This is a genomic window from Acinetobacter sp. ANC 3813, assembly GCF_002135435.1.
Lineage (GTDB): Bacteria > Pseudomonadota > Gammaproteobacteria > Pseudomonadales > Moraxellaceae > Acinetobacter.
Map to the genome: position 1 here is coordinate 198,841 of NZ_NEGK01000008.1, position 23,470 is coordinate 222,310.

Sequence of the window (23,470 nt, forward strand, 5' to 3'; positions counted from 1 at the left end):
AAATTAAGTTTGCACTGCAATGAAAGGATAAAGAGGCAGACTTAGTTTAGCGCTGCGGCAGCTGGTTTTTGCGGTGCAGTGACTGGTGGAAATAAACGCTGTTCTAACTGCGGCAGCATGAGCTGCATATTTTTACCAATGGACCATTGCGGTTCAGACGGCTCAAATCCTTGCGCGCTTTCCCATTTCGCAACAGTCGCTTTGGTCTCGTCAAAAGCAGCCTCAATGGACGGCTGTTCACGCATAGCCTGATCAAAGAAAGCCCGGCCGAAATATGTATAATCCGCCTCATTTGAACAGCCAAAAGACTGGCGGTCTGCCGCTGAAGCGGTAATAATTAAAGTATTGTCATTTTGCAGAGCAGGCACAAAACTGCCTGAATAGCAGGATGAAATGACAATCACACGCCAGCGGATGCCTGCTGCATCCAGCGTTTCACGCAGCCATTTAGGATCAACCTGCGCCAAATCCAATGGTGCATTTTCCATTTCGAAAACGTTCGGCAGGCCATGTGAAGTCATGTATAAAAACAGCACATCGCTTTCTTTATTCATTTGCTGACCGATACGGCGCAGCGCCATTTCCATACTGGTTTTAGATGCAATTGGCAGCTCTGTACGAGTTGCAGGATGATTGACCAATGCGACCGAACGGCCAAAGGTGCCAAAACGGGTATCGAACTGTTCTTTAATTCGCTCAATTTCCAGTTTGAATACGTCTTGATAACTGGCGCCAGCCACACCCAAAAAATACCAATGGGTCTGGGCAAACTCTCCGTACTGCACATCATCCAGCGACTTATTCAGCAATTTGCTCTGAGCATAAAAGGCGTCTTCTGCAAAACTTGGCGGCAGTTCTTCCACTTTCCAGATTGGCTGGTCTTTAACAGACATTTGCCAAACCACCAACGTGAACAGGGTTGCCAGCATAATCAGCGCACGTTCCCACCACGGCCATTTCAGCTCACGCGAAAATACCCAAACCACAGCAAGGCTTTGCCACACGAACAGGATGATGAACAAGGTCGGAATGTAGTCGTACAGGAAATACGGCAGATAATCTAAATCGCCCAGATATTGAATCAGGCATTGGAACAGCATGATATGCGTGTCTAAGACCAGCCACAGCAATGCAGGCACCAGCATCAAACGCGGATTATTAACCCGCTGCGACAGAAAAATCCCGACAATTAAAGCAATAAACGGCCACAGTGCATAGCTGATCAAACCCTGCGGGTTAAATTCACCGACTCGGCCTGTACTGAGCCAGCTGAAGAGCGTATTGGCACAGCCGCCCAAAATCCCCCAAAACACCAATTGCATGATGGATGGATGAACGATTTGCAGCGAACGCCTCGACCCCAAAAACAGCCAGATCCCCGCAGTTTGGTTGCCTTTAAAATCATGCCAAAAATTGATGGAAGGTTTGAAGTCGATCATATAAATCTTATGAAGTGGGTGGCTCGCTTATCGCATTAGCAAGTGTATGCCTGATGCAGTTTTTATCAATGCTATTTTTCAACAATATAGCAAATCAATGGAGTTTTAGAAGCCTTGCTCACATTAAATTACCAGACCATGCTGAAAATAGGCATCAAAGCGGCAGGCATCCCCCTGCCATTGATGCTGAGGTTCCTGATTTGCTAAGAATACCGCTAATCGAGGCCGTTTGACCACCACACGTTTGGCTACTTGCTGCGCCAGTAACAATAGGTTATCGCCTAAATCCATTTCACCGTCTTCAGGCAGCAGCATATGCAGCAGCTGCATTTGCTTTTTCACTTGCGCCTGCTTTTTAATGGCTTGCTGATTTTGGTCACGCTGCGGAAACATCGGGTCTAAATACACTACATCTGTTACATTGTGCTGTTCGGCCTGCTCACGCAGATAATCTGCAGAATCTGCAAAAACCAAATGAATGCGCGATGCGACCGCACTTAAAAATGGATCCTGCATCGCTTGGCGGTGTGAGTCTTCCAGCAAAGTAAATAAAATTGGATGGCGTTCCAGCAAAGTCACTTGTGCGCCTAAATGCGCCATCAGCAGGCTGTCATGCCCTAAACCTGCAGTTGCATCAATCAGCTGTGGCTTTTCTGCAAGGTTGCATGCGCGGGCAATCATTTCAGATTTTAATGATGCGCGTTTTAAACGGCCTGTTTCAGCTTTCCAATCCGGCTGCATCTTCATGCCATTGGCGCACAGCCAAAGTCCATCAGCATCTACACACAGCGCTATTTCAGGGTTCAAGCGCAGAAAACGTGCATTCACTTTTTCGACCACTTCAATATTTAGCTGAACCCCACGAGAAGAAAGCACAGCAGAGAACTGCTGTGCTTTCGGTTCAAACTCGGCTTCTGTATATAAGCGCATATCGCTTACCATAATTTCCAGCCTGTAAATGCAAACAATAAAATCAGAAGACCTGAGGCAATGCGGTACCAGGCAAACACCATGAAATCACGCTTCGCAACATATGCCACCAATACACGAATCAAAATAAGTGCAGAGACAAATGAAACAATAATACCTGTCGCCAAAACAGCCCAGTCTTCATTGCTTTGGAATACATGATAGCTTTGGTACAAATCCAGCAGGCCTGCGCCAATAATCACAGGAATCCCGAGGAAGAATGAAAACTCAGTGGCTGCTTTACGCGAAACACCCAAGAACATTGCGCCAATAATCGTTGCTCCAGAACGTGAAGTTCCTGGAATCAACGAAAGCACCTGAATCAAACCAATCCAAATCGCTTCTTTATAACTGATATTTTCGACTTCTTGCGCATTCACTTTCGGCGGATTTTTTTCAATCCAGATAATAATAAAGCCGCCTACAATCAGGCCTATTGCAACAGCGACATCATTAAACAGCAGTTCTTTGACTGCTTGACCAAATGTCAGCCCAACCAGAACAATAGGAATCGAAGCCATAATCAGGCTAAAGCCCAAGCGGCGGCCCTTTTCTTCGCCCGTAAACATACCCGTCGCTGCGCCCCAAAGACGAGACCAGTATTCATAGATTACAGCGGCAATAGCACCCATCTGAATCGCGATAACAAAAACATCGCTTTTTTCTTTGGTCCAGAAGTTCATTAATTCTGACGCCAGAATTAAATGACCTGTGCTCGAAATAGGCAAAAATTCGGTAATACCTTCAACAATACCCATGATTGCTGCTTTAAGCAGCAGTAAAAGATCCATACAAATTCCTAATGAGGTTTGCCTTGTTCTGAGATTTTCTTCCAAGCATTATCACGCAAATAAACAGGCAGCGCATATTCTGCGCTGACCCATTTTTTCTGCTGGATATCAGCACGCGCTATTGTCGCGATATCCTGAGCATTAGCGCTAATGTCTTTGTATTGTATTTGTTCTGGCTTAACCAAAGCTGAACCGGAACCAATCACAGTAAATTTAACTGCTTGTTCCGCCTCGCTATAGCTTAATAATTGTTCTTCATCGACAGGCTGCATAATGCCTTGAGTATCCAGCTGATAACTGGCGATATACACTTCCTGCATGCGCGCATCCAGTACGGCAGTCACTTGTGTCAAACCTGCAACGCGGTGAGCCGCCTGAGCCAGCGCCTGCAGTGTCGAAACAGGAACGACAGGCAAATCATTCGCCCATGCCAGCGCTTGCGTCACGGCTGCATTAATCCGCACACCGCTGAATGAACCGGGTCCGCGGCTGAATGCAATTGCACTCAGTTTGGCCAGTTCAATGCCTGTCTGCGCTAAGCCCTGCTCAATTAATGGCAGCACGGTTTGTGTTTGTGCTTTCGCCCGACCATCGAATTGGAAATAAAGCTCTTGATTTTCATCTGCAATACAGACGGAACACTGCTCATTGGCAGTTTCCAGCGCCAGGACGTTCATGCACAACCTTAATTAAAACAAACTTAAAAACGGGCTTAATGATACTCCACTCGCAGCAGCTTCGCGAGATGTTCCCGCTAGAGATACAAAAAATCCGCATCAAAAAGCCCAGAAATATCTGGGCTGAAAATTCATCTTTAGTTTGATATCAATCTAATTGCACAGGTTCTAAATGCTTAAATTTAGGAAAATGCGCAGCATAATGCAAAGCGCTCATTTTCAGTTTAGCTTCAGCAGCTTCATCTAATGTTTTCACCACTTTACCCGGTGACCCCATCACCACAGAGTTGTCTGGAATCACTTTACCTTCAGGGATCAGCGCATTGGCGCCAATAATGCAGTTTTTGCCAATCACAGCATGGTTTAAAACCACTGCATTAATCCCAATCAGGGTGTTATCCCCAATAGTACAGCCATGCAGCATGGCTTGATGGCCAATCGTGACATAATTGCCAATATGCATTTCAATACCCGCATCTGTATGCAGCACTGCATTTTCCTGAACATTGCTATAGTCACCCAGCTTGATTTTACTGTTATCGCCTCGGATCACCGCACCAAACCAAACACTGACTTTTTGCCCAAGCTCAACTTGACCAATCACTGTGGCATTGTCCGCCACCCAGCCATCCCATGGCTGATGCATGGCCTTAGGTACATGACCTTCAAATTTATACAGCATCATTCCTCCTTGAATGCTCGAATAATTTAAAAAATAATTAAGACAAAACTGAAAAAAACAAACCTGATTAAGCGGCAATTAAGGCTTTTTAAAGGCAGGCGAATTGACTAAAAAAGGCCATTCTTTATGGTAGCCCAAACCGTATTGAAACAGCGAAATCAACATGCGCGCAGTCAATCCCCAGACAATTTCGTTTTCAACACGCATACTTGGAAAATACAGTGACTGATGAGCATAACGCACCTCGTAGGGCGTCGGCGGCGCATGCATCAAATGTTCCATCGACGCAAAAAAAATCCGGTCAATTTCTGTCGGCTGCGCAATTAATTCCACTTTTGGCGGAATCAATCCAACCACGGGTTTAACCAGCATGCCGTTTCTGGCCTTTTGCATGGGCAAATCCCCCAGAAGCTTGACATCAAAGGGATTCAAAGCCGTTTCTTCATAAGCTTCGCGCAGTGCCACGACTATATTGCTGGTATCATTGGGATCACGCTTTCCACCAGGAAACGACACCTCGCCTGCATGATTAGACAAATAAACAGATCTGCGCGTCAGCAGCACTTTCGGATCGTCTTCATCTGTAATCGCAATTAACACAGCCGCTTGCGCATATTGCACCCGCGGTGAAAACCGTAAGCTTTGCTGCAGTTTTTGTGTTAATCGCCGATCCGACATCCATGTTTCTCTTTGTTCTATCATTGATTTCATCATAGCTCAAATTTACAGCCCTTGCCTGAGAAATGATGTCAAAGTTCATTTTTTAAGTTATGCTGACATCAAGTTGAATCATTGACCTTGAATATGAACTTTTGCACAAACTGCGGCGGCGCAACAGCTGAAAAAATTCCTCTGGGTGACCATCAAGTCCGCCGTGTTTGCACTCAGTGCGGCAATATTCATTATGTAAATCCCAAGGTCATCTGCGGCGCTTTAGCGCTGTGGCAAGATAAAGTGCTGCTGTGCCGGCGTGCAATCGAGCCGCGTTACGGCCTATGGACTTTACCCGCCGGCTATATGGAATTATTTGAAACCATGGAGCAAGGCGCTGCACGTGAAACACGTGAAGAAGCCGAAGCTGAAGTCCAGATTCAGCAGCTGTACTGCATGTACAATATTCCGCGGATTGGGCAAATTTATGTGCTGTTCAAAGCTGACCTGATCGAAGGCGAATTTGGCTCAGGTGAAGAAACTATTGAGTCGCGCCTCTTCAGCGAAGATGAGATTCCTTGGAATGATTTAGCATTCCCGAGTGTAGAACGTACTCTCAGACATTATTTTGAAGACCGTAAAAGCGGCATATTTACCACGCATTTAGAAACGCTTGGAACACGTTTAGACCATACTGGCTAAATGTATTCCAAATGCAAAAAAAGCCCATCATCTGATGGGCTTTTTTATTATTTCTTCAGCACTTTATAGCACGGCGCCAGCTCAAAACTGATCGAACCGCCTGCCAATTTTGCTAATTCCTTAGACTCTGTATCCTTGGTATTGCTCTGATTGTAAATAGAGTTAAAGCTTGCAAAAGTGTTGCCCCATTTTACAGGATTGCCATTCGAATCTGAAAATGCAATTGATGGCGGCTTAGTACCGGCATCAGCATTCATCAGACTGCTCACTTTTAATAAAGCGCCGCCAACAACCACACTTTCACTCGAATCCTTCGATGTTCTGATCGTAGTATTCATGCCAATTAAAGCGCCATTTAAGTTACCAAAAGCAGCATCCGCTAAAATCATACGAAGCGACAGCGCGTTTGGACTAGCTGTATAGCCGCTGGTAAAAGCGCGGGATACTGTACCTATCCGGTACTGCTGAGTATGATTACTGTCCTGCATCAACTCTGGATAGGCCAATGTATCTGATTGACAGCCTGTCGCATCATCCGTTGATAAATCAATAATTGAGCTTGAAGTATTAAAGACATCTGCAGGCACATTCGGACGGATATTGGTACGGATGTCGCCATTGCTGTCGATGACTACACCTAGTTTCACCGTTTTAATATCGGTATTGCTAAACTTAAAGGTCATGTCTGCATAAAGCGGAAAAAAGTAATTTTGACCTGCTGCTGCATTGACTGCTGTTTTAAAGACCGACTTATCTAGATAACTGATTGGATACTGCTTATAAAGGTCAATCGTCCCTTTATAATCAATGCCATTTACGCGCTGCGACCATAAGCCCATTCTTGCACGATCTTGGTCGGTAATCGTAGCCGAAGAAGATAATCCTGCAAGCGCACGGTAAATGGTTCCATCTGTACCCGCAACCATCTTATCTGCCAGCAAAGTGCCTTGAGTAATTTTCAGCGGTTCTGCATTGGCTTCCGCCACATCAAATCTAAAACCGAATTGACGTTTACGGTCAATTTCATGCGTGATTGGATCAATCCAGTTATCCTGCTGCGTTGCTGTCATCTGTTTCGGCTTAATATTCCGCATCATATGTAAATTGACGCCGCCGATAGTCTCTAATTCGTCTGTAATTTGACCGCGCCACTGCAGGCCGCTGCCGAAGGTCATCCCCTGACGGTCTGTAATCAGCATAAAATGGCCGAAAGAGTTTGACTTCGTCTTATCTGCTGGATCACATACCGCTTTATCGCAGCCAACCAAGCCGTTTGAACCGCTTAAACCGGCAACAACGGTTTGCGAGGTGGAAAACAATGCAAATTCAGGCTGGAATACCGCCGCAACAGACATATTGGCCAACTTAGAAACAGCTGTAAATGCATCATTATCACTGACCGTTGTTAAATCCAGCCAAGGACTGAATAGCGCATTAAAATCTGCGTCACTCAGAGATGTAATATCCGTGGTCGTAATAGATTTATTAATGCTTTCCAGACCAGTTCTATTGATTGCATTCATATAAACAGGCTGAATATCAGCAGCAGAATTCAGGTTTCCATCTTTCAACCCGATGGCCTGAATAATTTTTGCTAGACGCATGGCGACTTTAACGGTTGCATCATTTGGGTTGAGTTCAGCTGCAACTTGTCCGTTTATGCCCTTAGCAATATCCAGCAGCGTTAAACGCGGCGGTGACGTGCTGCTGGCGACATTTGAAATCGTGCTCAGATTCACTTTTCCTAGATCTATCTTTTTCTCAGCATCGCCCATTAAATAGAAGCTGACCGTGTCGCCAATTTTACATGCGCCAGTAGACACACTTTCATTTGAATCAAATAAAGTGATGAATTTATTAGTCGTATCACTTGAACAGGTAAAGTTTAGACCGTCAAATGGATAGTCTAATACAAACTCCATACAGCCTTCTGAATTACTTGAGCATGCGCCATTTTCTGTACTGGTGTCATACTTTTCTGGGATCACATTGGCGCTTTCACCGCCGCATCCACTCAAGGCAGCAAATACAGCAGTCAATGCAAAAGGTAATATTTTTTTACTTTTCATTCTAATTCTCTAATCTGTCCTTAACGGATTGCTATTAATTTCAATTGTCCATAATTGGTTAATGCACGCTGCTCAACATCAATGGCTGAAGCTAATGGTGTCATTAAAATGTATTGTGTTTTTTCAGGGATCTGGATCACGCCTTCGATACTTTCATGACGGAGATTATTTTCCTGCCCGTCTTTATTTTTGTATCCGCCAGCGCCTTCCAGTACGCAGCCTTTTGCATCAAGAAACACCACAAAAGGCCAATAAAATGTTGGGTTATTCTGTTTTGATGCGTAGGATTTAATCTGAATATTTTGAATAGACGCATCAATTTTAACAATTTCAAAATCAAACTGAGCTTTAAGCGGCGCACGCGGCCATACATTAGCATCCGCATGCGCTTTTAAATTTTTAGCATTTTTCGTTTGTTTTTCTTGAAAACATTGCTGCCCTAAACCTGAGACCGCTTCAGCTTTAGACACCCGATAATATGTCGTTGCAAGGGTTATCGGCCCTGTATCCACGGGCTGATTACGCTTAAACATGGATTCAATTACGGACTTACTGACTCCTTTTTCACGCTCCACCATCTGCATGCGGGTCGCGCCAATTTTGTTGTCTATCACACCTTCCGGCATAGCATAAAAGCGCTTTTTACCATCTAAGTTAAATTCTTTATCTTCAAGATACTCACTATTTACATACTGCTCACCATCCATTGCTGAAAAGCCAGTGCTCATCTCTTTGGATGAAACTGACTGAACGGCAGATTCAGGTTTTCTCACTAAATCTTGCGGCAATACTTTAAATGGCGAGTTCTTAGGCTGTTCATTTTTTTGAATGGATTGAATAACTGCATGTGAAATTTCAATAGTTTCTGGTTTAGAGTCGGCCTTGACTGGCGCTGCCTGAGACTCAGTTTTAGCTATATTTTTTTCAATTTGCAACGTAGGCAAAGGTTGCTGAAGATCTTGCTCTGCAACGGTTTTTAATGTGGCTTCGTTTGATACTTTACTTTGCTGTTTACTCACCTCAGCCGCTTTAGATGGATTATTCGGTTTCGCCTCGACAGAAACATTCGCCTTTTCTGCTTTTAATTTTTGCGCTACCTGCTGTAAATTTTGCTCTTGAGCTGCTGAGATATGAGGCGTAGGCTCAAAATGTGGAGTAGAAACCACGACTTCATCCGGCACTTCTGTATCTAGAGAAACTGCGTTCGACTGAGTGATCAACGCTTTTTCTACGTTCTTTAAATTTTGCGAACCGTGCTCCACAGCCTCAGTTTTTTGTACAACCACCTTTTTTTTCACAGGAGCATCTGGCAATTGCACCACCATCGGCCGCCCATCAGGACCGATAATGGTATGAAATGCGCCAGAGTAAGCGATTGATGCCTGCATTAAGCTCAATGCAAGCACCGACTTTATGAACAAATTCCTTTTCATTCTTCAGCCTTTCCTACCATCGTGTTCTATAGTTCAATCCTAGAATTGTCACTTTTGTATCCGTCTTTACGTTTAAACCGGCATAAGGGTTCAGCAATATATTATTGACCCCAGTCTGGTTCGCCAAGCTACTGGAGTTTGCAGGGATACTATCTTTACTGCGTAAAAAGCCAATAGACAAATCTAGATCCGTATCCGCATCAAAGCGATATCCCACTCCCAAACCAAATAATTGCGCGCCATTAATCGGAATCATGGTATTTCGCTTACCATCAGGAATTGCGCTGGTACGCGGCTCATAACCTGCACGCAGTTTCAAACGGTCTGTCGCGGTGTATTCAATCCCAATTCCATAATTCCATGGCGAAGTGAAACCTAAAGGCAAAGCCAAAGAGGTATCACTAATATCAGAAGACAGCAGTTTGGCAATTTTTAAAGCTGAAATCTGGCGGTCAAACTCAAACTTGAACTTGTCCCATGCCCGATAATCGGTCCAGCCAACATCAAAATTGACTTGCAGGTCTGGCATCACATTGTATTTAATGCCGGCTTGAAAATGCTGCGGATACTCAAAATCCATCGAAACCAAACCAGACTCACTGGCAGGTACAGAGCTTGGGAAACCTAAAATTGCAGCTAAAATTTGCCCTGTTGGTGAGGACATCATGCCCTTAATTAATTCCTGTGGCGCTTTAGCATTATCAATATGATATTTACCCTTCAAGCGCATTTTAGATGCACTTTGATAAACCATACCAAAACTGAAATCTTCACGAGGTTCCCACAGCACACCAAGGTTATAGCTTGGGCTGAGCGATTGCTCCATTGCTAATTCAAGCTGGCCAAAACGGCCAAAAGGATTCATCCCTTCCTGCGCATTACACATCCCGAGTAGCAGGATATCGGTAATAATGTCTGAGTTATCTTTAAACGGTGTACATACCACTTCATCGATCATGCGCAGCATGCCGATTAATTCATTTGGAAAGCGTAAGTCCGTTTTCATACCAATAGCTTGGTATGACATGCCGATACCGCCACCAATGGAAAGCTCATCATTTACCTGAAAAGCCATGGTTGGCGATAAATAGGTAATACGCTCAAGCGCAACCTGCTGCCCCATGTAGTTGCCAGCATTGCCATTTTCAGCACCAAAGCCTGCAATGAGCGGCGCATAGATGGCTGTAGCAAAAGTCATTTTTGAGCCAGGCGGATTATAGGCAATCGCTGCTGTCGGCGCAGCCAAAGGCGTGCCTTCACCCAAATCGACCATCTTTTTCAAAACTGGCACATAAAGGCTGGCGTACTCTACATCACCGCTGACTGAACCTTTAAAATCTGTACATAAATCAGAAGAGACTTCTGGACCATCATTACATACCAATGGATCATCAGAATAACCAAATACGTTATAGCCTGCCGGCACTGAAAATTGGCGCTTAACATCAAAGTTCGCCAAAATCCCTTGTACATCGGTCTGTAAGCCTTCAATTTTTGTTAACGCTGCAGGGTTAAAATGAACAGCGCTGATACCTGGAGGATCTGCTGTTACAGCATTACCCATGGATAAAGAACGCACATCTACAGATAAATTGGTTCCCAGCTGTGCAAATGCAGCGCTGGAACAGCCCGTTAATAAAATCGCTGTAACGAGTGGGCTGAGCCGAATATTATTCATGCAACAGCCCTCTTAGCGAAGTTTTTTACCAAAACCTAAGATATCCAGCGGGAAAGATAATCCCAAGGACACATCTGGCGCATCTTCTGTTAAACCGAGACCGACAGTTCCATTCACAATCGTATCTGGAGATACACGCACACCTAATGAAATTGCCAAGGTCGAACTGGTTTGATCTGCTGGAGAGTATGATTCACCCGTGTTATAGCTAAATTCAGCACCTGTATTAAAACTTTGCTGATAGGACATCGTCATTGACACATCATAGTTAAATGAATATGCAAAGCCAAAAGCGAAACCGCCACTGATGCCTGGATCAAATTCATTAATTGTTCGAGAGCCGCGGCGCTGATTCAGTCCTGTTTCTTTCAAACCATAGTTTGCAGATACTGATGCAAAAAGCACAACAGGATCGATATATTTACGTGTGCTGGCGCCTACGCCAACAGAGTAATAACCTTTACCTGTGGCCAAATCTGACGTTGCATTTACTTCGTATGGACTATCGCCTGTTTTTGTTGATAGGTTGCCAAATAAGATCAACGGCAGACGGCCTGCTTTGAGCGGGAATGGTTCCCAGCGCGCGCCTAAGGAAATGTCGCCTAATCCAGCTGTTGACGTATCTTTTAATAAGTCCGATTTTGCAACTAAGGGCAAAGATGCCGTGAATGTTAAATTGTCCAATACACCATATTGAAAAGTAAATGTATTGGTAATTGAATGTGTTGCATTTTCTTGAACGCGTAACTGATAGAGAGAGCCATTTGCCATCTCCATATCCAGCTGAGTATCGCGATAATAGGTATAATCAATATCGTAAAAAGAAGATATTTCACTTTTCTTAATTAATGAATACTGACGTTCATTTGATGTAAAAACTTCTTGCAGATTAGTTTCTTGACTCGCATCCCCAGCCTGCTGCTGTAGTGCACTAGAAGCTTCCGCTGGAGTGTTGTTGACTGGAGCTGCCTGTTCAGCAGGAGCATCTGCATTCACTTCCTCTACTGCATCATATCCCCCAAGAGATGTATCTGCAGCTGCAGTTTCTTCTTGCTGTTCAGCTTGTTCGTATTCGCCGACTGCTGATTCTTCTGCTGCATATGCAGCGCCCATCGCCAGCTGAATACTCATTGCCAATAAGGTTCTGTTCATCCATTTACTATTCATGTTCCATCCCACCGCATTTATTTTTTTAATTACGTTTTACGTTCAATTTACTTTTTAAAAGTTATTTACTCTTATAGTAGAGTCGTAAATAGTTATATTCTTGCTTTCCATAATTGTCCGAATCTTTATTCGTATTCGTATCCAAACGGATTGTCGATGCTTTATCTGCAATCTTATTCATATAAAACTGAGGATATTGAATATCTACAAATGCATAACGGTTTACAGTGGCATCATCGACATGCCGCATATCGCTTTCTTGCATCGCCAATAAATTTTTCCGCTGCTCAGGCGCAACATTAATCAGATACAGCGTATTATTTTCCCAAATTTCTTTAAAACGCGTTTCATCGAAACTGATATTGCCTAATGCAGGGTCAGCGACATAAACTCGGCCATTTTTATAGCCTTTATATACAACAAAATGCTTAAATCCTGCATAGGAAATAGGGACAATTGCTGGCTGGCCTTGAGAGACCAGATCTGAAAATTCACCGCGGTAACCGCCGCTTTCCAAACCCAATGCCCCAACAAAACGTTTCATATCAAGTAAAGAAAAGCTACGGCGTTCAACAATTTTTTCCGTTTCACCATACTTCAGCAACCCATTCATGATCTGCTGTTCGGTCAATTGAGTACCAACATAGCCATTTAACAGCGTTGTTAAGGCTGCAGAGCCGCAGCTGTAATCATAGGCTTGACGGACAATACCGCGGAATTGATCTTCAATGGCTGGCTTTATTTTGACAGTTTCACGATGCAGGCGTGTGAAGGAATCATTACGGGAATCAAGCGTTTCAGTGTAATACACTGTACCTGCTGGCTTTTCCTTGATGTCGAAAGACTCTTTGGCAAAGTAATACATCAATGCCGAGCCTAGTGCTATCTCTAACATATCTTCTAACTTTTAGTTATCGGCAATGATGTGCCTTTATTATCTTTATTTTTTAGAGCTTATGCTCTACTTCCATGTAATATGCAAGATACCTTTTTTTTCAAAAATAAAACAGTATTTTTTGATTTTTTTTGACTTGTTTCATCTTTTTTATATAAAAAAAGCGCGTGATCATCACGCGCTTTTCTATTTTTGAAATTAACGGCCAGAGATTGTCAACACAGAACCCGCTGTATATTGACCAGCTGCTGGGCTGTAATATGTACGCAAGCCTTGAATTTCCACATCACCGATTGAACCCGCAGTCTTAGAGCCCAAATGAATACCTTTTACGTAGTTATCAATACCGCCTGTATCTTCATTGATAATACGGATATAACCTTTATCAGCTGCAGTTGTACCAGTTGCACCAATAACATTTACACTCGCTTTAATGTCTAGATCAGTTTTACCAGTATTGGCAACTTTAATGCTGTCAAGATGAATTACGCCAGCAGCACGATTGGCAGCTGAAGAACCATCACCCGTACCAAGTTTTGTCGAGTTATCCAAAATACCTAGATTTGCAATTTCCAAACCGCCAATCATTGTGGTATTTAATTTGATCATTGCACCTTGCGGAGCAGCACCCAACTGCACATTTGCACTCATTGTGCCTGTTTTAATCGATAAACCGCTTAAAATTGCATTGTAGTTAGTATCATCACCACCGCGACGGATTGTGCCAGCATTTGTGCCGCTGCCTGCTGTACCTGATGCAGTTACACCAATTTCACCCAAGTGAATTTCCAAGCCAGAAACTTGCGCTGCAATATTCAGGAATGCGCCGCCTTTCGCTGAAGTACCCGCATCAGAATCGATTTGCAAATCAGCCAAGTTTCTTGATGCAAGGAGGTAAGCGCCAGCGTTTGAGTAGTTCGCACCCACATACACACCAAAGTCAGCATTAGAATACGCTTGACCATTGGTTAGTGTAATTGCACTTTTATTTGCATCGCTAGCGCCTTTAATCACAATTGCGCCAGCATTGGCTTGTGTACCATTCAAACCGTCATTATCGTGAACAAATAATTTATCAATAGTTACTTTTGAAATACCGATACCAATATTGATACCGTCTTGACCTGTTGAAGCACTTAGCGCAGCATCGTCCATTGCTTGCATTGCCATTGCATTTGCGCTGATTGCTATAGAAGAAACTAAAGCAAGTTGAGTGAATTTTTTCATCTTTTACTCTCCCAAGAGTATTATTTTTTTGATTGTCAACCACTCGATATACACAGCTGATTATTCGTTTTGTGACAGCCGTTACATCTTTCCTTGAGTAGTGCTCGCTTGACTAAATTATATCTGTGTCATTTTTTGTTCAACTGCTGTTGGTCGCAATGTATTGATTGCCGATAAACGGTATTTAAATCAATATTTATAATCTAATGGTATACACTAAGCCCATCAGCCACCTGCTCCTTGCTTTTGTGAATCATGCATAGCTTCAATATTTCTCAAAAAAATATTTTTAATCATAATGTTAAAGCCCATTCAATATTGCAGGCTTTAGCATCGCTTACGCATGTGGCTTATTTAAAAAATAATGGATTCCCAGTCATTGCGTTGTGTGCAGACGAATATTTTATCTTACAAAACTCTCAACTTTTCCATTTTGTAAAACAAGATTTTAATTGTTATCAAAAATTCCCAGCGGATCATTTTCCAGCAATCCATTACAACAGTTCGCAAACAAACGATGACAAAAAATTTAAGGGCGGCTACATCGGGTTCATCAGTTATGATCATGGCGCTTCCCGTCAAATCCAGCTGTCCGAGAAAAGCCAGCCCAGCCTGTTTTTAGGGCGTTTCAGTATTTATCTCGCTTGGTCCAAGGATGGCTGGACCTTGCATTGTCCAGCTGAATCTATATCAGAAATCGAAGAATTGATTCTATCTGCCTTCAACAATCGGGATGTTTCAAATTTTAGCTTAAATACCCCTTGCACAGCCCGCTGGGACAGAGCGCAATACAATACTGCTTTTGAGCAAGTGCAAGAATACATCAAGGCTGGAGACTGTTATCAGATCAATTTGACGCAAGAATTTACGGCAAATGCGACGGGCTCCCTCCTCTCAGCTGCTGAGCAGTTTTGGAAGCTCACGGATGCACCCTATTCAGGCTACCTGCGTGTTGATGATTTTGAGTTATTGAGCTGTTCACCAGAATTATTCATTGACTTTGAAGCCAATCGTAAAATCGTTACAAAGCCGATTAAAGGCACGATGCCGCGATATCAAGATGCTCTTTTGGATGAGCAATCCAAATTGACTTTGCAGCAGTCTGAAAAAGATCAAGCTGAGAATGTCATGATTGTGGATTTACTGCGTAATGATCTCAGTATTTTTGCAGAAACCGGGACGGTTAAAACACCTCAATTGTTCAATATTGAATCCTTTAAGCAAGTGCATCATATGGTCAGTGAAGTCACCGCCACCCTCAAAGAAGAGGTTAATCCATTTGACGTCTTGATGTCCGCGTTGCCTGGAGGATCCATTACAGGCGCGCCAAAAATTCGTGCAATGCAAATTATTGATGAACTTGAAGGTGCTCCGCGCGGCGCGTATTGCGGGTCATTAGGCTACTTTAATGATGACGGAACAGGTTCTTGGAATATTTTGATCCGCTCTATTCAAAAATATCAGAATGAAGTTTCTTTATGGGCTGGCGGCGGCATTACCATTGCTTCTGATTGCGATGCCGAATATCAGGAATGCTTTGATAAAGTGTCAGCCATGCTGGACCTGCTGAATACATGGCATCATCCCGAATCTTCATAAAATAAAAAAGCCTAACATAAGTTAGGCTTTTTTGATTAAAGCGCTGTTTTAAACCAAGATGGTGTTTTTTAGAGTATCTACTAAACGCTGATTTTGCTCATCTGTACCAATGGTGATCCGCAAGAATTGGTTAATGCGCGGCTTATTGAAATAACGCACAATAATTCCCTGCTCACGCAGCGCGGCAGCTAATTCACCCGCATCTTTTGATGGCAATGTAGCAAAAATAAAGTTCGCCTTAGATGGCAGCACGTCAAAGCCGATTTCAGCTAACTGCCCGACCAATTTTTCACGGCTCGCAATCACTTTAGCATTTTGCGCTTCAAAATAAGCCTGATCTTCAAATGAAGCCACAGCTGCAGCGATAGCAAAACGGTCAATCGGATAAGAGTTAAAGCTGTTTTTTACAGCTTCAAGCGCGGCAATTAAATGCGGCTGAGCAATCGCAAAGCCAACACGCAGCCCTGCTAAAGAGCGAGACTTAGATGTTGTTTGACAGACCACCAAGTTGTCGTATTTTTCCACCAACTGGACAGCAGATTCAGCACCAAAATCGACATAGGCCTCATCAATCACCACCACAGAATTTGGATTTGCTCGGAGCACTTCCTCTATCGCAGACAATCCCAAATCTATGCTGGTTGGCGCGTTGGGATTGGTAATGATAATACCGCCATTCGGCTGTTTGTAATCATCTGCAATAATTTCAAAACGATCATTCAGCGGCAGAATTTTAGTTTTCAGCCCAAAGAATTGGCTATATACGGGATAAAAACTGTAGGTAATATCAGGATATAAAACAGGCAGCTCTTGAATGAAAAAAGCTTTAAAAATATGTGCAAGCACCTCATCGGAACCATTCCCGACAAAGATATTCTCCACTGCAATATTTTGCTGTTTAGCGATCGCCTGTTTTAATGCTGAAGCTTCAGGATCTGGATATAAGCGTAATGCATCAGCTGAATTCACCAATACCGCCTGAACAGCCTCGACCACTTTTGGTGATGGCGGATAAGGGTTTTCATTGGTATTCAGCTTGAGTAAGTTTTGAATTTTTGGCTGCTCACCCGGTACATACGGCTCTAGCTCGCGTACTTCAGGGCTCCAAAAACGCATTTGTTCTTTCGTAATCGACATTTTCCTATCTCTTTTAGCCCTCTCCTAACCTCTCCCTGTGGGAGAGGGATTTCACTTTTGCATGATCTTTCAGCTTATCTCAATTTCATCGTGCAATTTCCCTCTTCTTTTAGCAGAGGGACAGGGAGAGGTTTTAAATTATTTATTGATAACGGTAACGAGCAGAACGTGCATGCGCATCCAAGTTTTCTTCTTGCGCCAAGATATCTGCCGTTCTCGCCAAAGTTTTGACACCCTGCTCAGAACACATAATTAAGCTTGAGCGTTTTTGGAAATCATAAACACCCAATGGCGAGGAGAATCGCGCAGTACCCGACGTTGGCAAAACATGGTTCGGACCTGCACAGTAATCACCGATTGCTTCTGGTGTATAGCGTCCCATGAAAATTGCGCCCGCATGACGGATATCTTGAGCCATGGCTTCAGCGTCATCCAAACATAGCATTAAATGCTCTGGGGCAACTTGGTTAATCAGCTCCACACCTTCAGCACGATCTTTGACCAGCACCAATGCGCCGCGGTTCGCGATTGACGTACGCGCAATCTCCGCCTTAGGCAAAGCTTGAAGATGGATTTCAATGGCTTGCTCAACCGCACTCAATAATTCTGCATCTGGGGTAATGAAGACTGCTTGCGCCACAGTGTCATGCTCTGCTTGCGACAGCAAATCCATCGCCAGCCATTCTGCATTATTCACGCCTTCGGCATAAACAAGAATTTCTGATGGGCCAGCAATCATGTCAATGCCGACTTGACCAAACACCGCACGCTTCGCCGCAGCGACAAATCGGTTTCCTGGACCAGTAATCTTATCCACTGATGGAATCGTTTCTGTACCGTAAGCCAAAGCGGCCACCGCCTGCGCACCGCCAATCGTAAAGACGCGGTGTACACCGGCCAAATACGCAGCAGCCAAGACTAAAGGATTCAGCTCGCCATTTGGCGCAGGCACGACCATAATAATTTCAGGTACACCCGCAACATGTGCAGGCACAGCATTCATCAATACAGAAGATGGATATGATGCCAAACCGCCCGGCACATAAATCCCCACGCGGTCTAAAGGCGTTACTTTTTGGCCTAAAGTATTGCCTAAAGCATCAACATAGGTCCAGCCATCCTGCTTCTGCGCTTGGTGGAATTCACGTACGCGGCTGGCTGCCAGCTCCAAAGCTTCACGCACTTCAGCTTTTAAACCATCAAAGGCGGTTTTTAGCTGTTCTTGGCTCAGTTCTAGATCTGAAAATTGATGCGCAGGATGTCTATCGAACTGTTGAGTGAGTTTAAGAACGTGAGCATCACCATGCTGACGGACATCAGCAATAATTTGGTCAACGGTCTTTAAAAGTTCAGGATCACTAACTGTCTCAAAAGCCAACAAGTCCGCAAAGTCTTGTTTAAAGCTTTGATCTTGAGTCGATAAACGTCGCATCAATTTACCCACAAGGTTTGAATTGGAAAACTTTAGTTTACCTTGTTTCAGCTACTTTGTGGACGGCAAATACACACTCATTTGCCAAGTTTTATCAATAAGCATCTATGTTTAAATCAATAAAGCCTGCATCAGGCTGATAAAAAAACCGCCATGAATGGCGGATTTTTTAAGGCACAGTCAATTAAGCTGTTTTGGCTTTTTCACGTTCTTCTACAGCGGTTTCCAGCTGAGCAAGAATCGGATTCAATAACTGCTGCTTACGCTTAAAGCTGGCTTTGTTCACAATCAATCGTGAAGACACTTTGCAGATTTCTTCCAAAGGCTCTAAACCATTGGCGCGAAGCGTATTGCCCGTATCAACTACATCGACAATATAATCACCCAACCCAACTAGTGGCGCCAGTTCCATTGAACCGTAAAGCTTAATGACATCAACCTGCTCGCCAAGGCTTGCATAATATTGACGCGTTAAGTTCACATATTTAGTGGCAATTTTTAAACGGCCTTTCGGACGTTCCATCCCCACTTTACCTGCTGTCATTAACTTGCAGTTGGCAATTTTTAAATCTAATGGTTCATAGACATTTTGCGCGCCATGTTCCATCAGCACATCTTTCCCCGCAACACCTAAATCTGCAGCGCCGTTCTCAACATAGGTCGGCACATCAGATGCGCGCAGAATTAGAATACGCACGCGCTTATGTGTTGTCGGAAAAATCAATTTACGGGATTTATCCGGATCTTCCAGTAAATTGATCCCCGCCGTTTCCAACAGCGGCAATGTCTCTTTTAAGATACGTCCCTTGCTTAATGCTAAAGTTAAACCATGATCAAAATTGCCCATAACGTCAAAGTTTGGATCATCGTTTCTCATATCGCTCATTAACTTACTCGCTTAATCTGGGCACCTAAACCTTGTAACTTCGCTTCAATATCTTCATAACCGCGGTCAATGTGATAAATACGGTCAATCAGCGTTTCCCCTTCAGCAGCCAAGGCAGCTAAAACCAAAGAGAACGAAGCGCGTAAATCCGTTGCCATCACAGGGGCTGCAGAAAGTTTTTCTACACCTGTCACAACAGCATCATTGCCTTCAACCTGAATGTTTGCTCCCATACGGGCCAACTCAGGCACATGCATAAAACGGTTTTCAAAAATCGTTTCAGAAATTGTGGCAAATCCGCGGCCGATTGCATTTACTGCCATCAGCTGCGCCTGCATATCTGTTGGAAATTCTGGATGCGGCAAAGTTTGGAAGCTCACAGCTTTTGGACGTTTGCCCAACATATCCAGCTCAATCCAGTCATCGCCGCGAGTGACTTCCGCACCCATTTCTTCAAATTTATCCAATACAGATTCGAGAAGATTGGGATCGGTATGCGTGGTTTTCACACGGCCGCCTGTAATTGCTGCAGCAGCCAGATATGAACCTGTTTCGATACGGTCAGCAACCACTGCATATTCACAGCCATGCAAGCTTTCCACACCAGTCACGACCAATGTATCTGTATCTAGGCCTTCGATTTTTGCGCCCATTTTTATCAGCATTTGCGCAAGGTCAGTAATTTCAGGTTCACGAGCGGCATTGCGGATTGTGGTCACGCCATCAGCCAATACAGCAGCAGTTAAGATATTTTCAGTACCGCCAACAGTGACCATATCAAAGATAACTTCGCCGCCTTTTAAACGGCCGTCAACTTTGGCATGCACATAGCCTGCCTCAACTTCAATCTCGGCGCCTAAGGCTTCTAAAGCTTTTAAATGCTGATCGACAGGGCGTGAACCAATTGCACAGCCGCCTGGAAGTGAAACTTTTGCACTGCCGTAGCGCGCAAGCAATGGGCCAAGCACCAAAATAGATGCACGCATGGTTTTTACGAGCTCATACGGTGCAAATTGATTATCAAGCGTTGACGTATCCGCTTTAACGGTATCGCCTTCATATGAAATTTGCACACCTAATCCGCCAATAAGCTTCACTAAAGTATTGACATCTTTAAGGTTTGGCACATTCGTAAGGGTAATTGGAGAGTCTGCTAAAATCATTGCAGCCAATAATGGAAGCGCTGCATTCTTTGCACCAGAAATACGCACTTCGCCTTCGAGCTTAACACCGCCCTGAATTAAAAATTTATCCATTAAATTATTAAGCTCCGAAAAGACTGGCTTTGCGCCATTCTTCTTTAGTCATTGCACGAATCGTCACAGCATGCACCTCTCCGCTCGCGATATACGAGTTTAATGGCGCATAAACGGTTTGCTGGCGGGCAACAGGACGTTTGCCTTCGAACTGATCATCGACAATGCGCAGATCAAACTTTCCGCCTTGCCCACTCACTGCAACGTCAGCATCTGGAAACGCAGCTTTTAAAATATCAGTGAGCTGTTCAGTATTCATCACAAGACCTCTTTATAGGACTAACGGTGTAAAACTTGCCATTTTACTATAAATAAAAAAAATAATTCATTAGTCACATACATTATATCAATAAAAAAAGAGGTTATTTAAAACCTCTTTTTGTGCAAATTATGGGCTAGGCCTCCAAGGGCACATGGATCAATTGCATTTTTCGGTGCTTATCCAACTGCTTTTTTAATTTTTCCGACAACTTTTTAATCGATGTATACATATCGTCCGCAGTCGCCTGCGCAAAAAACTCTGTCCCCGGCAAGCGGATAATCGCTTCCGCTATATGATTTAAACTTCCTTTTCTGGAACGCTTATCGACCTGATGATCTTTACTGAGCTTAACCTGCATACTATTGACCTGATCTAAATGCTTGGTCATTTCGGCAAACTTTAAACGAATATCTTGTTCTATTGCAGGTGTAACGGTTAAATGATGTCCACGAATCGTAATTTGCATAACACTATCCCTCACCTTTTTTAGGATTAGCAGGAAACAGCCAAACGTTCGGATCAGTGCAAATTACTGGAGCTCTGCATTTAACATCAAAACATTTGGCTGTTCCTTAAATAAAAAAGAGATTCATTATTTCGTCATAATGAATCTCTAGAATAGTCAGATTTTAAAAATCAGATCAAGACTTTTCGCTCAGAAGATGATGGAATATGTAACGATTCTCTATATTTTGCGACTGTACGCCGAGCAACATCAATGCCCTCATCTTTCAGCATAATTGCAATCGCGTTATCAGACAAAGGCTTACGCGTATTTTCATCCGCAATCATTTTTTTAATTTTGGCACGAATTGCAGTAGAAGAAGCTTCACCGCCCGTCGTCGTTCCTACATGACTGGAAAAAAAATACTTCAGCTCATATAAGCCGCGCGGTGTCAGCATAAATTTATTCGTCGTTACCCGTGATACTGTCGATTCATGAAGTTCCACTTCTTCAGCAATATCCCGCAGCACCAAAGGCTTCATACCCTCTGGACCAATTTCAAAAAACGAACGCTGATGCTCAACGATACACGTTGAAACTTTTAAAAGCGTTTTATGACGTTCATCAATACTTTTAATAAAATTCTTTGCTTCTAGCATTTGATTCCGCAGATACTGATTATCATCACTTTGATCAGCACGCTTAATCATATTCGCATAAAAAGAATTCACTCGTAATTTAGGCATAACATCTTGATTTAGCTGAACATGCCAATGTTCATTTTTCTTCGAAACAACAACATCTGGAATTTGATAATCTGATTCACGATCTTCAAACTCAACACCCGGATGAGCTTTCAATGTTTTTAACAATTCCACTGCAGATTTAAGCTGATCCGTGCTCAACCCTGTTTGCTTTACTAATTTTGGTAACTCATTAGAAATCAATAACTCATAATGCTGCAAAAGCAACAACGCTTCTTTTCGGTTAGGCACTTCAGCATCTAAACTTTCAAGCTGTATACTTAAACACTCAGCTAGGTTTCGGGAACCAATACCAATCGGTTCTAACCGTTGAATAGATTTAAGAACAGCCAGGACTTCATCATCTTCAACGTCTTCATCATAATCCATGCTTTTCAGCAGATGCTGCACAGAAAGCGTAATTTCGGAAAGATCGCAATCTAAAAAACCTTTCTCATCTAATGAATCGATAATGCAATGCGCAATCAGTTTATCCACCATAGAAAAATGCAATAAATTGACTTGCTCAAGCATATGCTCACGCAGATTCATATGCGCCTGGCGGTTATCTTCACGCTCTTCAAATTCTGCGCTGCCCAGACTTGTCGGCTGATGCGTATATACATCATCCCAATCAGTATCTACCGGCAGATCGTCTGGTAAATGATTGGCATTCAATTCATTGGTTAAATCTTTACGGTCCTGCTCAATTTCAGTTAATGTAGTGATACTTTCTATGCTTGATTGTTCTTCTATTTTTTCTAAAAGCGGATTACTGTCTAGCTGGACTTGAATTTCTTGTTCCAACTCTAGACTAGAAAGCTGAAGTAAACGAATGGCCTGCTGCAGCTGCGGTGTTAATGACAGCGAATTCGCAACTTTTAATCCAACCGATAACTTCATCTTTTACCCCTATGCAATAACGCATCTTATAAGCAATAATTGTGCCGAATTATATTTTTATAGCACAGTTTGATGTAAATAAATACAAATTAATCTGTAAATGTATGTCTACACTTTAATATTTAGCCCATTTTATGCGGATTATTTCTGTAAATGATGTATATAAAAGATACTAAATTCAATTCTGAACCTTAAAACCCGAAATTTTACAATATTCCTTTTCATGCTTAACTTCCGATATTTCACCCTCGCATAAAAAAACACCCCCTGAGTAATCAGGGGGTGTTTAGAATAATGAGCTGGCGATGACTTACTCTCACATGGGTAACCCCACACTACCATCAGCGCTAAGAGGTTTCACTTCTGAGTTCGGGAAGGGATCAGGTGGTTCACTCTTGCTATTGTCGCCAGCACAACTGTTATGGAC

At 43.2% G+C, this 23,470-nt stretch carries 21 protein-coding genes and 1 rRNA gene; 2 read left to right on the plus strand and 20 right to left on the minus strand.

The window, feature by feature from the left end:
- Window positions 1-41 precede the first annotated feature (41 nt).
- The 6 genes from B9T34_RS13315 to B9T34_RS13340 all read right to left on the minus strand — a co-directional run bounded on the left by B9T34_RS13315 (window position 42) and on the right by B9T34_RS13340 (window position 5,236).
- Window positions 42-1,439, minus strand: a complete 1,398-nt coding sequence (locus tag B9T34_RS13315; RefSeq protein WP_086213609.1) for a C13 family peptidase — start codon at window positions 1,437-1,439, stop codon at window positions 42-44.
- A gap of 123 nt (window positions 1,440-1,562) precedes the next feature.
- Window positions 1,563-2,369 (minus strand): class I SAM-dependent methyltransferase, encoded by an 807-nt coding sequence (locus B9T34_RS13320; RefSeq protein ID WP_171265208.1) that lies wholly within the window; start codon window positions 2,367-2,369, stop codon window positions 1,563-1,565.
- Window positions 2,370-2,374: 5 nt separating this feature from the next.
- On the minus strand, window positions 2,375-3,199 hold the full coding sequence (locus B9T34_RS13325) for an undecaprenyl-diphosphate phosphatase (RefSeq protein ID WP_086213611.1): 825 nt from the start codon (window positions 3,197-3,199) through the stop codon (window positions 2,375-2,377).
- An 8-nt stretch (window positions 3,200-3,207) separates the two neighbouring features.
- A complete protein-coding gene (gene tsaB, locus B9T34_RS13330) occupies window positions 3,208-3,876 on the minus strand; it encodes a tRNA (adenosine(37)-N6)-threonylcarbamoyltransferase complex dimerization subunit type 1 TsaB (RefSeq protein WP_086213612.1) in 669 nt (222 codons plus the stop codon).
- Between the two features lie 148 nt (window positions 3,877-4,024).
- On the minus strand, window positions 4,025-4,558 hold the full coding sequence (locus B9T34_RS13335; protein ID WP_086213613.1) for a gamma carbonic anhydrase family protein: 534 nt from the start codon (window positions 4,556-4,558) through the stop codon (window positions 4,025-4,027).
- Window positions 4,559-4,636: 78 nt separating this feature from the next.
- Window positions 4,637-5,236, minus strand: a complete 600-nt coding sequence (locus B9T34_RS13340) for an NUDIX hydrolase (RefSeq protein WP_086213640.1) — start codon at window positions 5,234-5,236, stop codon at window positions 4,637-4,639.
- Window positions 5,237-5,362: 126 nt separating this feature from the next.
- Here B9T34_RS13340 and B9T34_RS13345 point away from each other — a divergent pair, with 126 nt between their 5' ends.
- Entirely contained in the window at window positions 5,363-5,911 is a 549-nt protein-coding gene (locus B9T34_RS13345; RefSeq protein WP_086213614.1) for an NUDIX hydrolase, read from the plus strand.
- 47 nt (window positions 5,912-5,958) lie between these two features.
- Here the strand turns inward: B9T34_RS13345 and B9T34_RS13350 are convergent, their stop codons facing one another.
- The 6 genes from B9T34_RS13350 to B9T34_RS13375 form a co-directional block, all read right to left on the minus strand.
- On the minus strand, window positions 5,959-7,980 hold the full coding sequence (locus tag B9T34_RS13350; protein WP_086213615.1) for a hypothetical protein: 2,022 nt from the start codon (window positions 7,978-7,980) through the stop codon (window positions 5,959-5,961).
- A gap of 20 nt (window positions 7,981-8,000) precedes the next feature.
- A complete protein-coding gene (gene filE / locus B9T34_RS13355) occupies window positions 8,001-9,413 on the minus strand; it encodes a putative pilus assembly protein FilE (protein WP_086213616.1) in 1,413 nt (470 codons plus the stop codon).
- A gap of 13 nt (window positions 9,414-9,426) precedes the next feature.
- Window positions 9,427-11,091 (minus strand): OmpP1/FadL family transporter, encoded by a 1,665-nt coding sequence (locus B9T34_RS13360; RefSeq protein WP_086213617.1) that lies wholly within the window; start codon window positions 11,089-11,091, stop codon window positions 9,427-9,429.
- A 12-nt stretch (window positions 11,092-11,103) separates the two neighbouring features.
- The gene (locus tag B9T34_RS13365; protein ID WP_086213618.1) at window positions 11,104-12,258 is read right to left on the minus strand and encodes a hypothetical protein; all 1,155 of its coding nucleotides are present in this window, start codon (window positions 12,256-12,258) and stop codon (window positions 11,104-11,106) included.
- A gap of 61 nt (window positions 12,259-12,319) precedes the next feature.
- The gene (locus B9T34_RS13370; protein ID WP_086213619.1) at window positions 12,320-13,153 is read right to left on the minus strand and encodes a C39 family peptidase; all 834 of its coding nucleotides are present in this window, start codon (window positions 13,151-13,153) and stop codon (window positions 12,320-12,322) included.
- Window positions 13,154-13,351: 198 nt separating this feature from the next.
- Window positions 13,352-14,380: a DUF6160 family protein gene (locus tag B9T34_RS13375; RefSeq protein ID WP_086213620.1), complete on the minus strand. Its 1,029-nt coding sequence runs from the start codon at window positions 14,378-14,380 to the stop codon at window positions 13,352-13,354.
- A gap of 255 nt (window positions 14,381-14,635) precedes the next feature.
- On the opposite strand from B9T34_RS13375, the gene B9T34_RS13380 reads away from it, so the two are divergent.
- Window positions 14,636-15,979, plus strand: coding sequence for an anthranilate synthase component I family protein (locus tag B9T34_RS13380; RefSeq protein ID WP_086213621.1), 1,344 nt, complete (start codon window positions 14,636-14,638; stop codon window positions 15,977-15,979).
- A gap of 48 nt (window positions 15,980-16,027) precedes the next feature.
- Here the strand turns inward: B9T34_RS13380 and hisC are convergent, their stop codons facing one another.
- The 8 genes from hisC to rrf all read right to left on the minus strand — a co-directional run bounded on the left by hisC (window position 16,028) and on the right by rrf (window position 23,455).
- Window positions 16,028-17,116 (minus strand): histidinol-phosphate transaminase, encoded by a 1,089-nt coding sequence (gene hisC, locus B9T34_RS13385; RefSeq protein ID WP_086213622.1) that lies wholly within the window; start codon window positions 17,114-17,116, stop codon window positions 16,028-16,030.
- A 142-nt stretch (window positions 17,117-17,258) separates the two neighbouring features.
- Entirely contained in the window at window positions 17,259-18,560 is a 1,302-nt protein-coding gene (gene hisD / locus B9T34_RS13390; protein WP_171265209.1) for a histidinol dehydrogenase, read from the minus strand.
- A 172-nt stretch (window positions 18,561-18,732) separates the two neighbouring features.
- A complete protein-coding gene (hisG, locus tag B9T34_RS13395; protein ID WP_086213624.1) occupies window positions 18,733-19,434 on the minus strand; it encodes an ATP phosphoribosyltransferase in 702 nt (233 codons plus the stop codon).
- The gene (gene murA / locus B9T34_RS13400) at window positions 19,434-20,690 is read right to left on the minus strand and encodes a UDP-N-acetylglucosamine 1-carboxyvinyltransferase (RefSeq protein ID WP_086213625.1); all 1,257 of its coding nucleotides are present in this window, start codon (window positions 20,688-20,690) and stop codon (window positions 19,434-19,436) included. The genes hisG and murA overlap by 1 nt, the downstream gene beginning before the upstream one ends.
- Before the next feature lie 7 nt (window positions 20,691-20,697).
- Window positions 20,698-20,949: a BolA family iron metabolism protein IbaG gene (ibaG, locus tag B9T34_RS13405; RefSeq protein WP_086213626.1), complete on the minus strand. Its 252-nt coding sequence runs from the start codon at window positions 20,947-20,949 to the stop codon at window positions 20,698-20,700.
- A 136-nt stretch (window positions 20,950-21,085) separates the two neighbouring features.
- Window positions 21,086-21,418 carry a ribosome hibernation-promoting factor, HPF/YfiA family gene (gene hpf / locus B9T34_RS13410; protein ID WP_086213627.1) on the minus strand — a complete coding sequence of 111 codons (333 nt, stop codon included), beginning with the start codon at window positions 21,416-21,418 and terminating at the stop codon, window positions 21,086-21,088.
- Window positions 21,419-21,588: 170 nt separating this feature from the next.
- Window positions 21,589-23,043: an RNA polymerase factor sigma-54 gene (locus B9T34_RS13415; protein WP_086213628.1), complete on the minus strand. Its 1,455-nt coding sequence runs from the start codon at window positions 23,041-23,043 to the stop codon at window positions 21,589-21,591.
- A 297-nt stretch (window positions 23,044-23,340) separates the two neighbouring features.
- Window positions 23,341-23,455, minus strand: a 5S ribosomal RNA gene (gene rrf, locus B9T34_RS13420).
- Window positions 23,456-23,470 lie beyond the last annotated feature (15 nt).

What these genes read in the sequence shown, in the direction of transcription:
- B9T34_RS13315 (WP_086213609.1), bottom strand. Translation starts at nt 1,439, where the DNA reads ATGATCGACTTCAAACCTTCCATCAATTTTTGGCATGATTTTAAAGGC.
- B9T34_RS13320 (WP_171265208.1), bottom strand. Translation starts at nt 2,369, where the DNA reads ATGCGCTTATATACAGAAGCCGAGTTTGAACCGAAAGCACAGCAGTTC.
- B9T34_RS13325 (WP_086213611.1), bottom strand. Translation starts at nt 3,199, where the DNA reads ATGGATCTTTTACTGCTGCTTAAAGCAGCAATCATGGGTATTGTTGAA.
- tsaB (WP_086213612.1), bottom strand. Translation starts at nt 3,876, where the DNA reads ATGAACGTCCTGGCGCTGGAAACTGCCAATGAGCAGTGTTCCGTCTGT.
- B9T34_RS13335 (WP_086213613.1), bottom strand. Translation starts at nt 4,558, where the DNA reads ATGCTGTATAAATTTGAAGGTCATGTACCTAAGGCCATGCATCAGCCA.
- B9T34_RS13340 (WP_086213640.1), bottom strand. Translation starts at nt 5,236, where the DNA reads ATGTCGGATCGGCGATTAACACAAAAACTGCAGCAAAGCTTACGGTTT.
- B9T34_RS13345 (WP_086213614.1), top strand. Translation starts at nt 5,363, where the DNA reads ATGAACTTTTGCACAAACTGCGGCGGCGCAACAGCTGAAAAAATTCCT.
- B9T34_RS13350 (WP_086213615.1), bottom strand. Translation starts at nt 7,980, where the DNA reads ATGAAAAGTAAAAAAATATTACCTTTTGCATTGACTGCTGTATTTGCT.
- filE (WP_086213616.1), bottom strand. Translation starts at nt 9,413, where the DNA reads ATGAAAAGGAATTTGTTCATAAAGTCGGTGCTTGCATTGAGCTTAATG.
- B9T34_RS13360 (WP_086213617.1), bottom strand. Translation starts at nt 11,091, where the DNA reads ATGAATAATATTCGGCTCAGCCCACTCGTTACAGCGATTTTATTAACG.
- B9T34_RS13365 (WP_086213618.1), bottom strand. Translation starts at nt 12,258, where the DNA reads ATGAATAGTAAATGGATGAACAGAACCTTATTGGCAATGAGTATTCAG.
- B9T34_RS13370 (WP_086213619.1), bottom strand. Translation starts at nt 13,153, where the DNA reads ATGTTAGAGATAGCACTAGGCTCGGCATTGATGTATTACTTTGCCAAA.
- B9T34_RS13375 (WP_086213620.1), bottom strand. Translation starts at nt 14,380, where the DNA reads ATGAAAAAATTCACTCAACTTGCTTTAGTTTCTTCTATAGCAATCAGC.
- B9T34_RS13380 (WP_086213621.1), top strand. Translation starts at nt 14,636, where the DNA reads ATGCATAGCTTCAATATTTCTCAAAAAAATATTTTTAATCATAATGTT.
- hisC (WP_086213622.1), bottom strand. Translation starts at nt 17,116, where the DNA reads ATGTCGATTACGAAAGAACAAATGCGTTTTTGGAGCCCTGAAGTACGC.
- hisG (WP_086213624.1), bottom strand. Translation starts at nt 19,434, where the DNA reads ATGAGCGATATGAGAAACGATGATCCAAACTTTGACGTTATGGGCAAT.
- murA (WP_086213625.1), bottom strand. Translation starts at nt 20,690, where the DNA reads ATGGATAAATTTTTAATTCAGGGCGGTGTTAAGCTCGAAGGCGAAGTG.
- ibaG (WP_086213626.1), bottom strand. Translation starts at nt 20,949, where the DNA reads ATGAATACTGAACAGCTCACTGATATTTTAAAAGCTGCGTTTCCAGAT.
- hpf (WP_086213627.1), bottom strand. Translation starts at nt 21,418, where the DNA reads ATGCAAATTACGATTCGTGGACATCATTTAACCGTTACACCTGCAATA.
- B9T34_RS13415 (WP_086213628.1), bottom strand. Translation starts at nt 23,043, where the DNA reads ATGAAGTTATCGGTTGGATTAAAAGTTGCGAATTCGCTGTCATTAACA.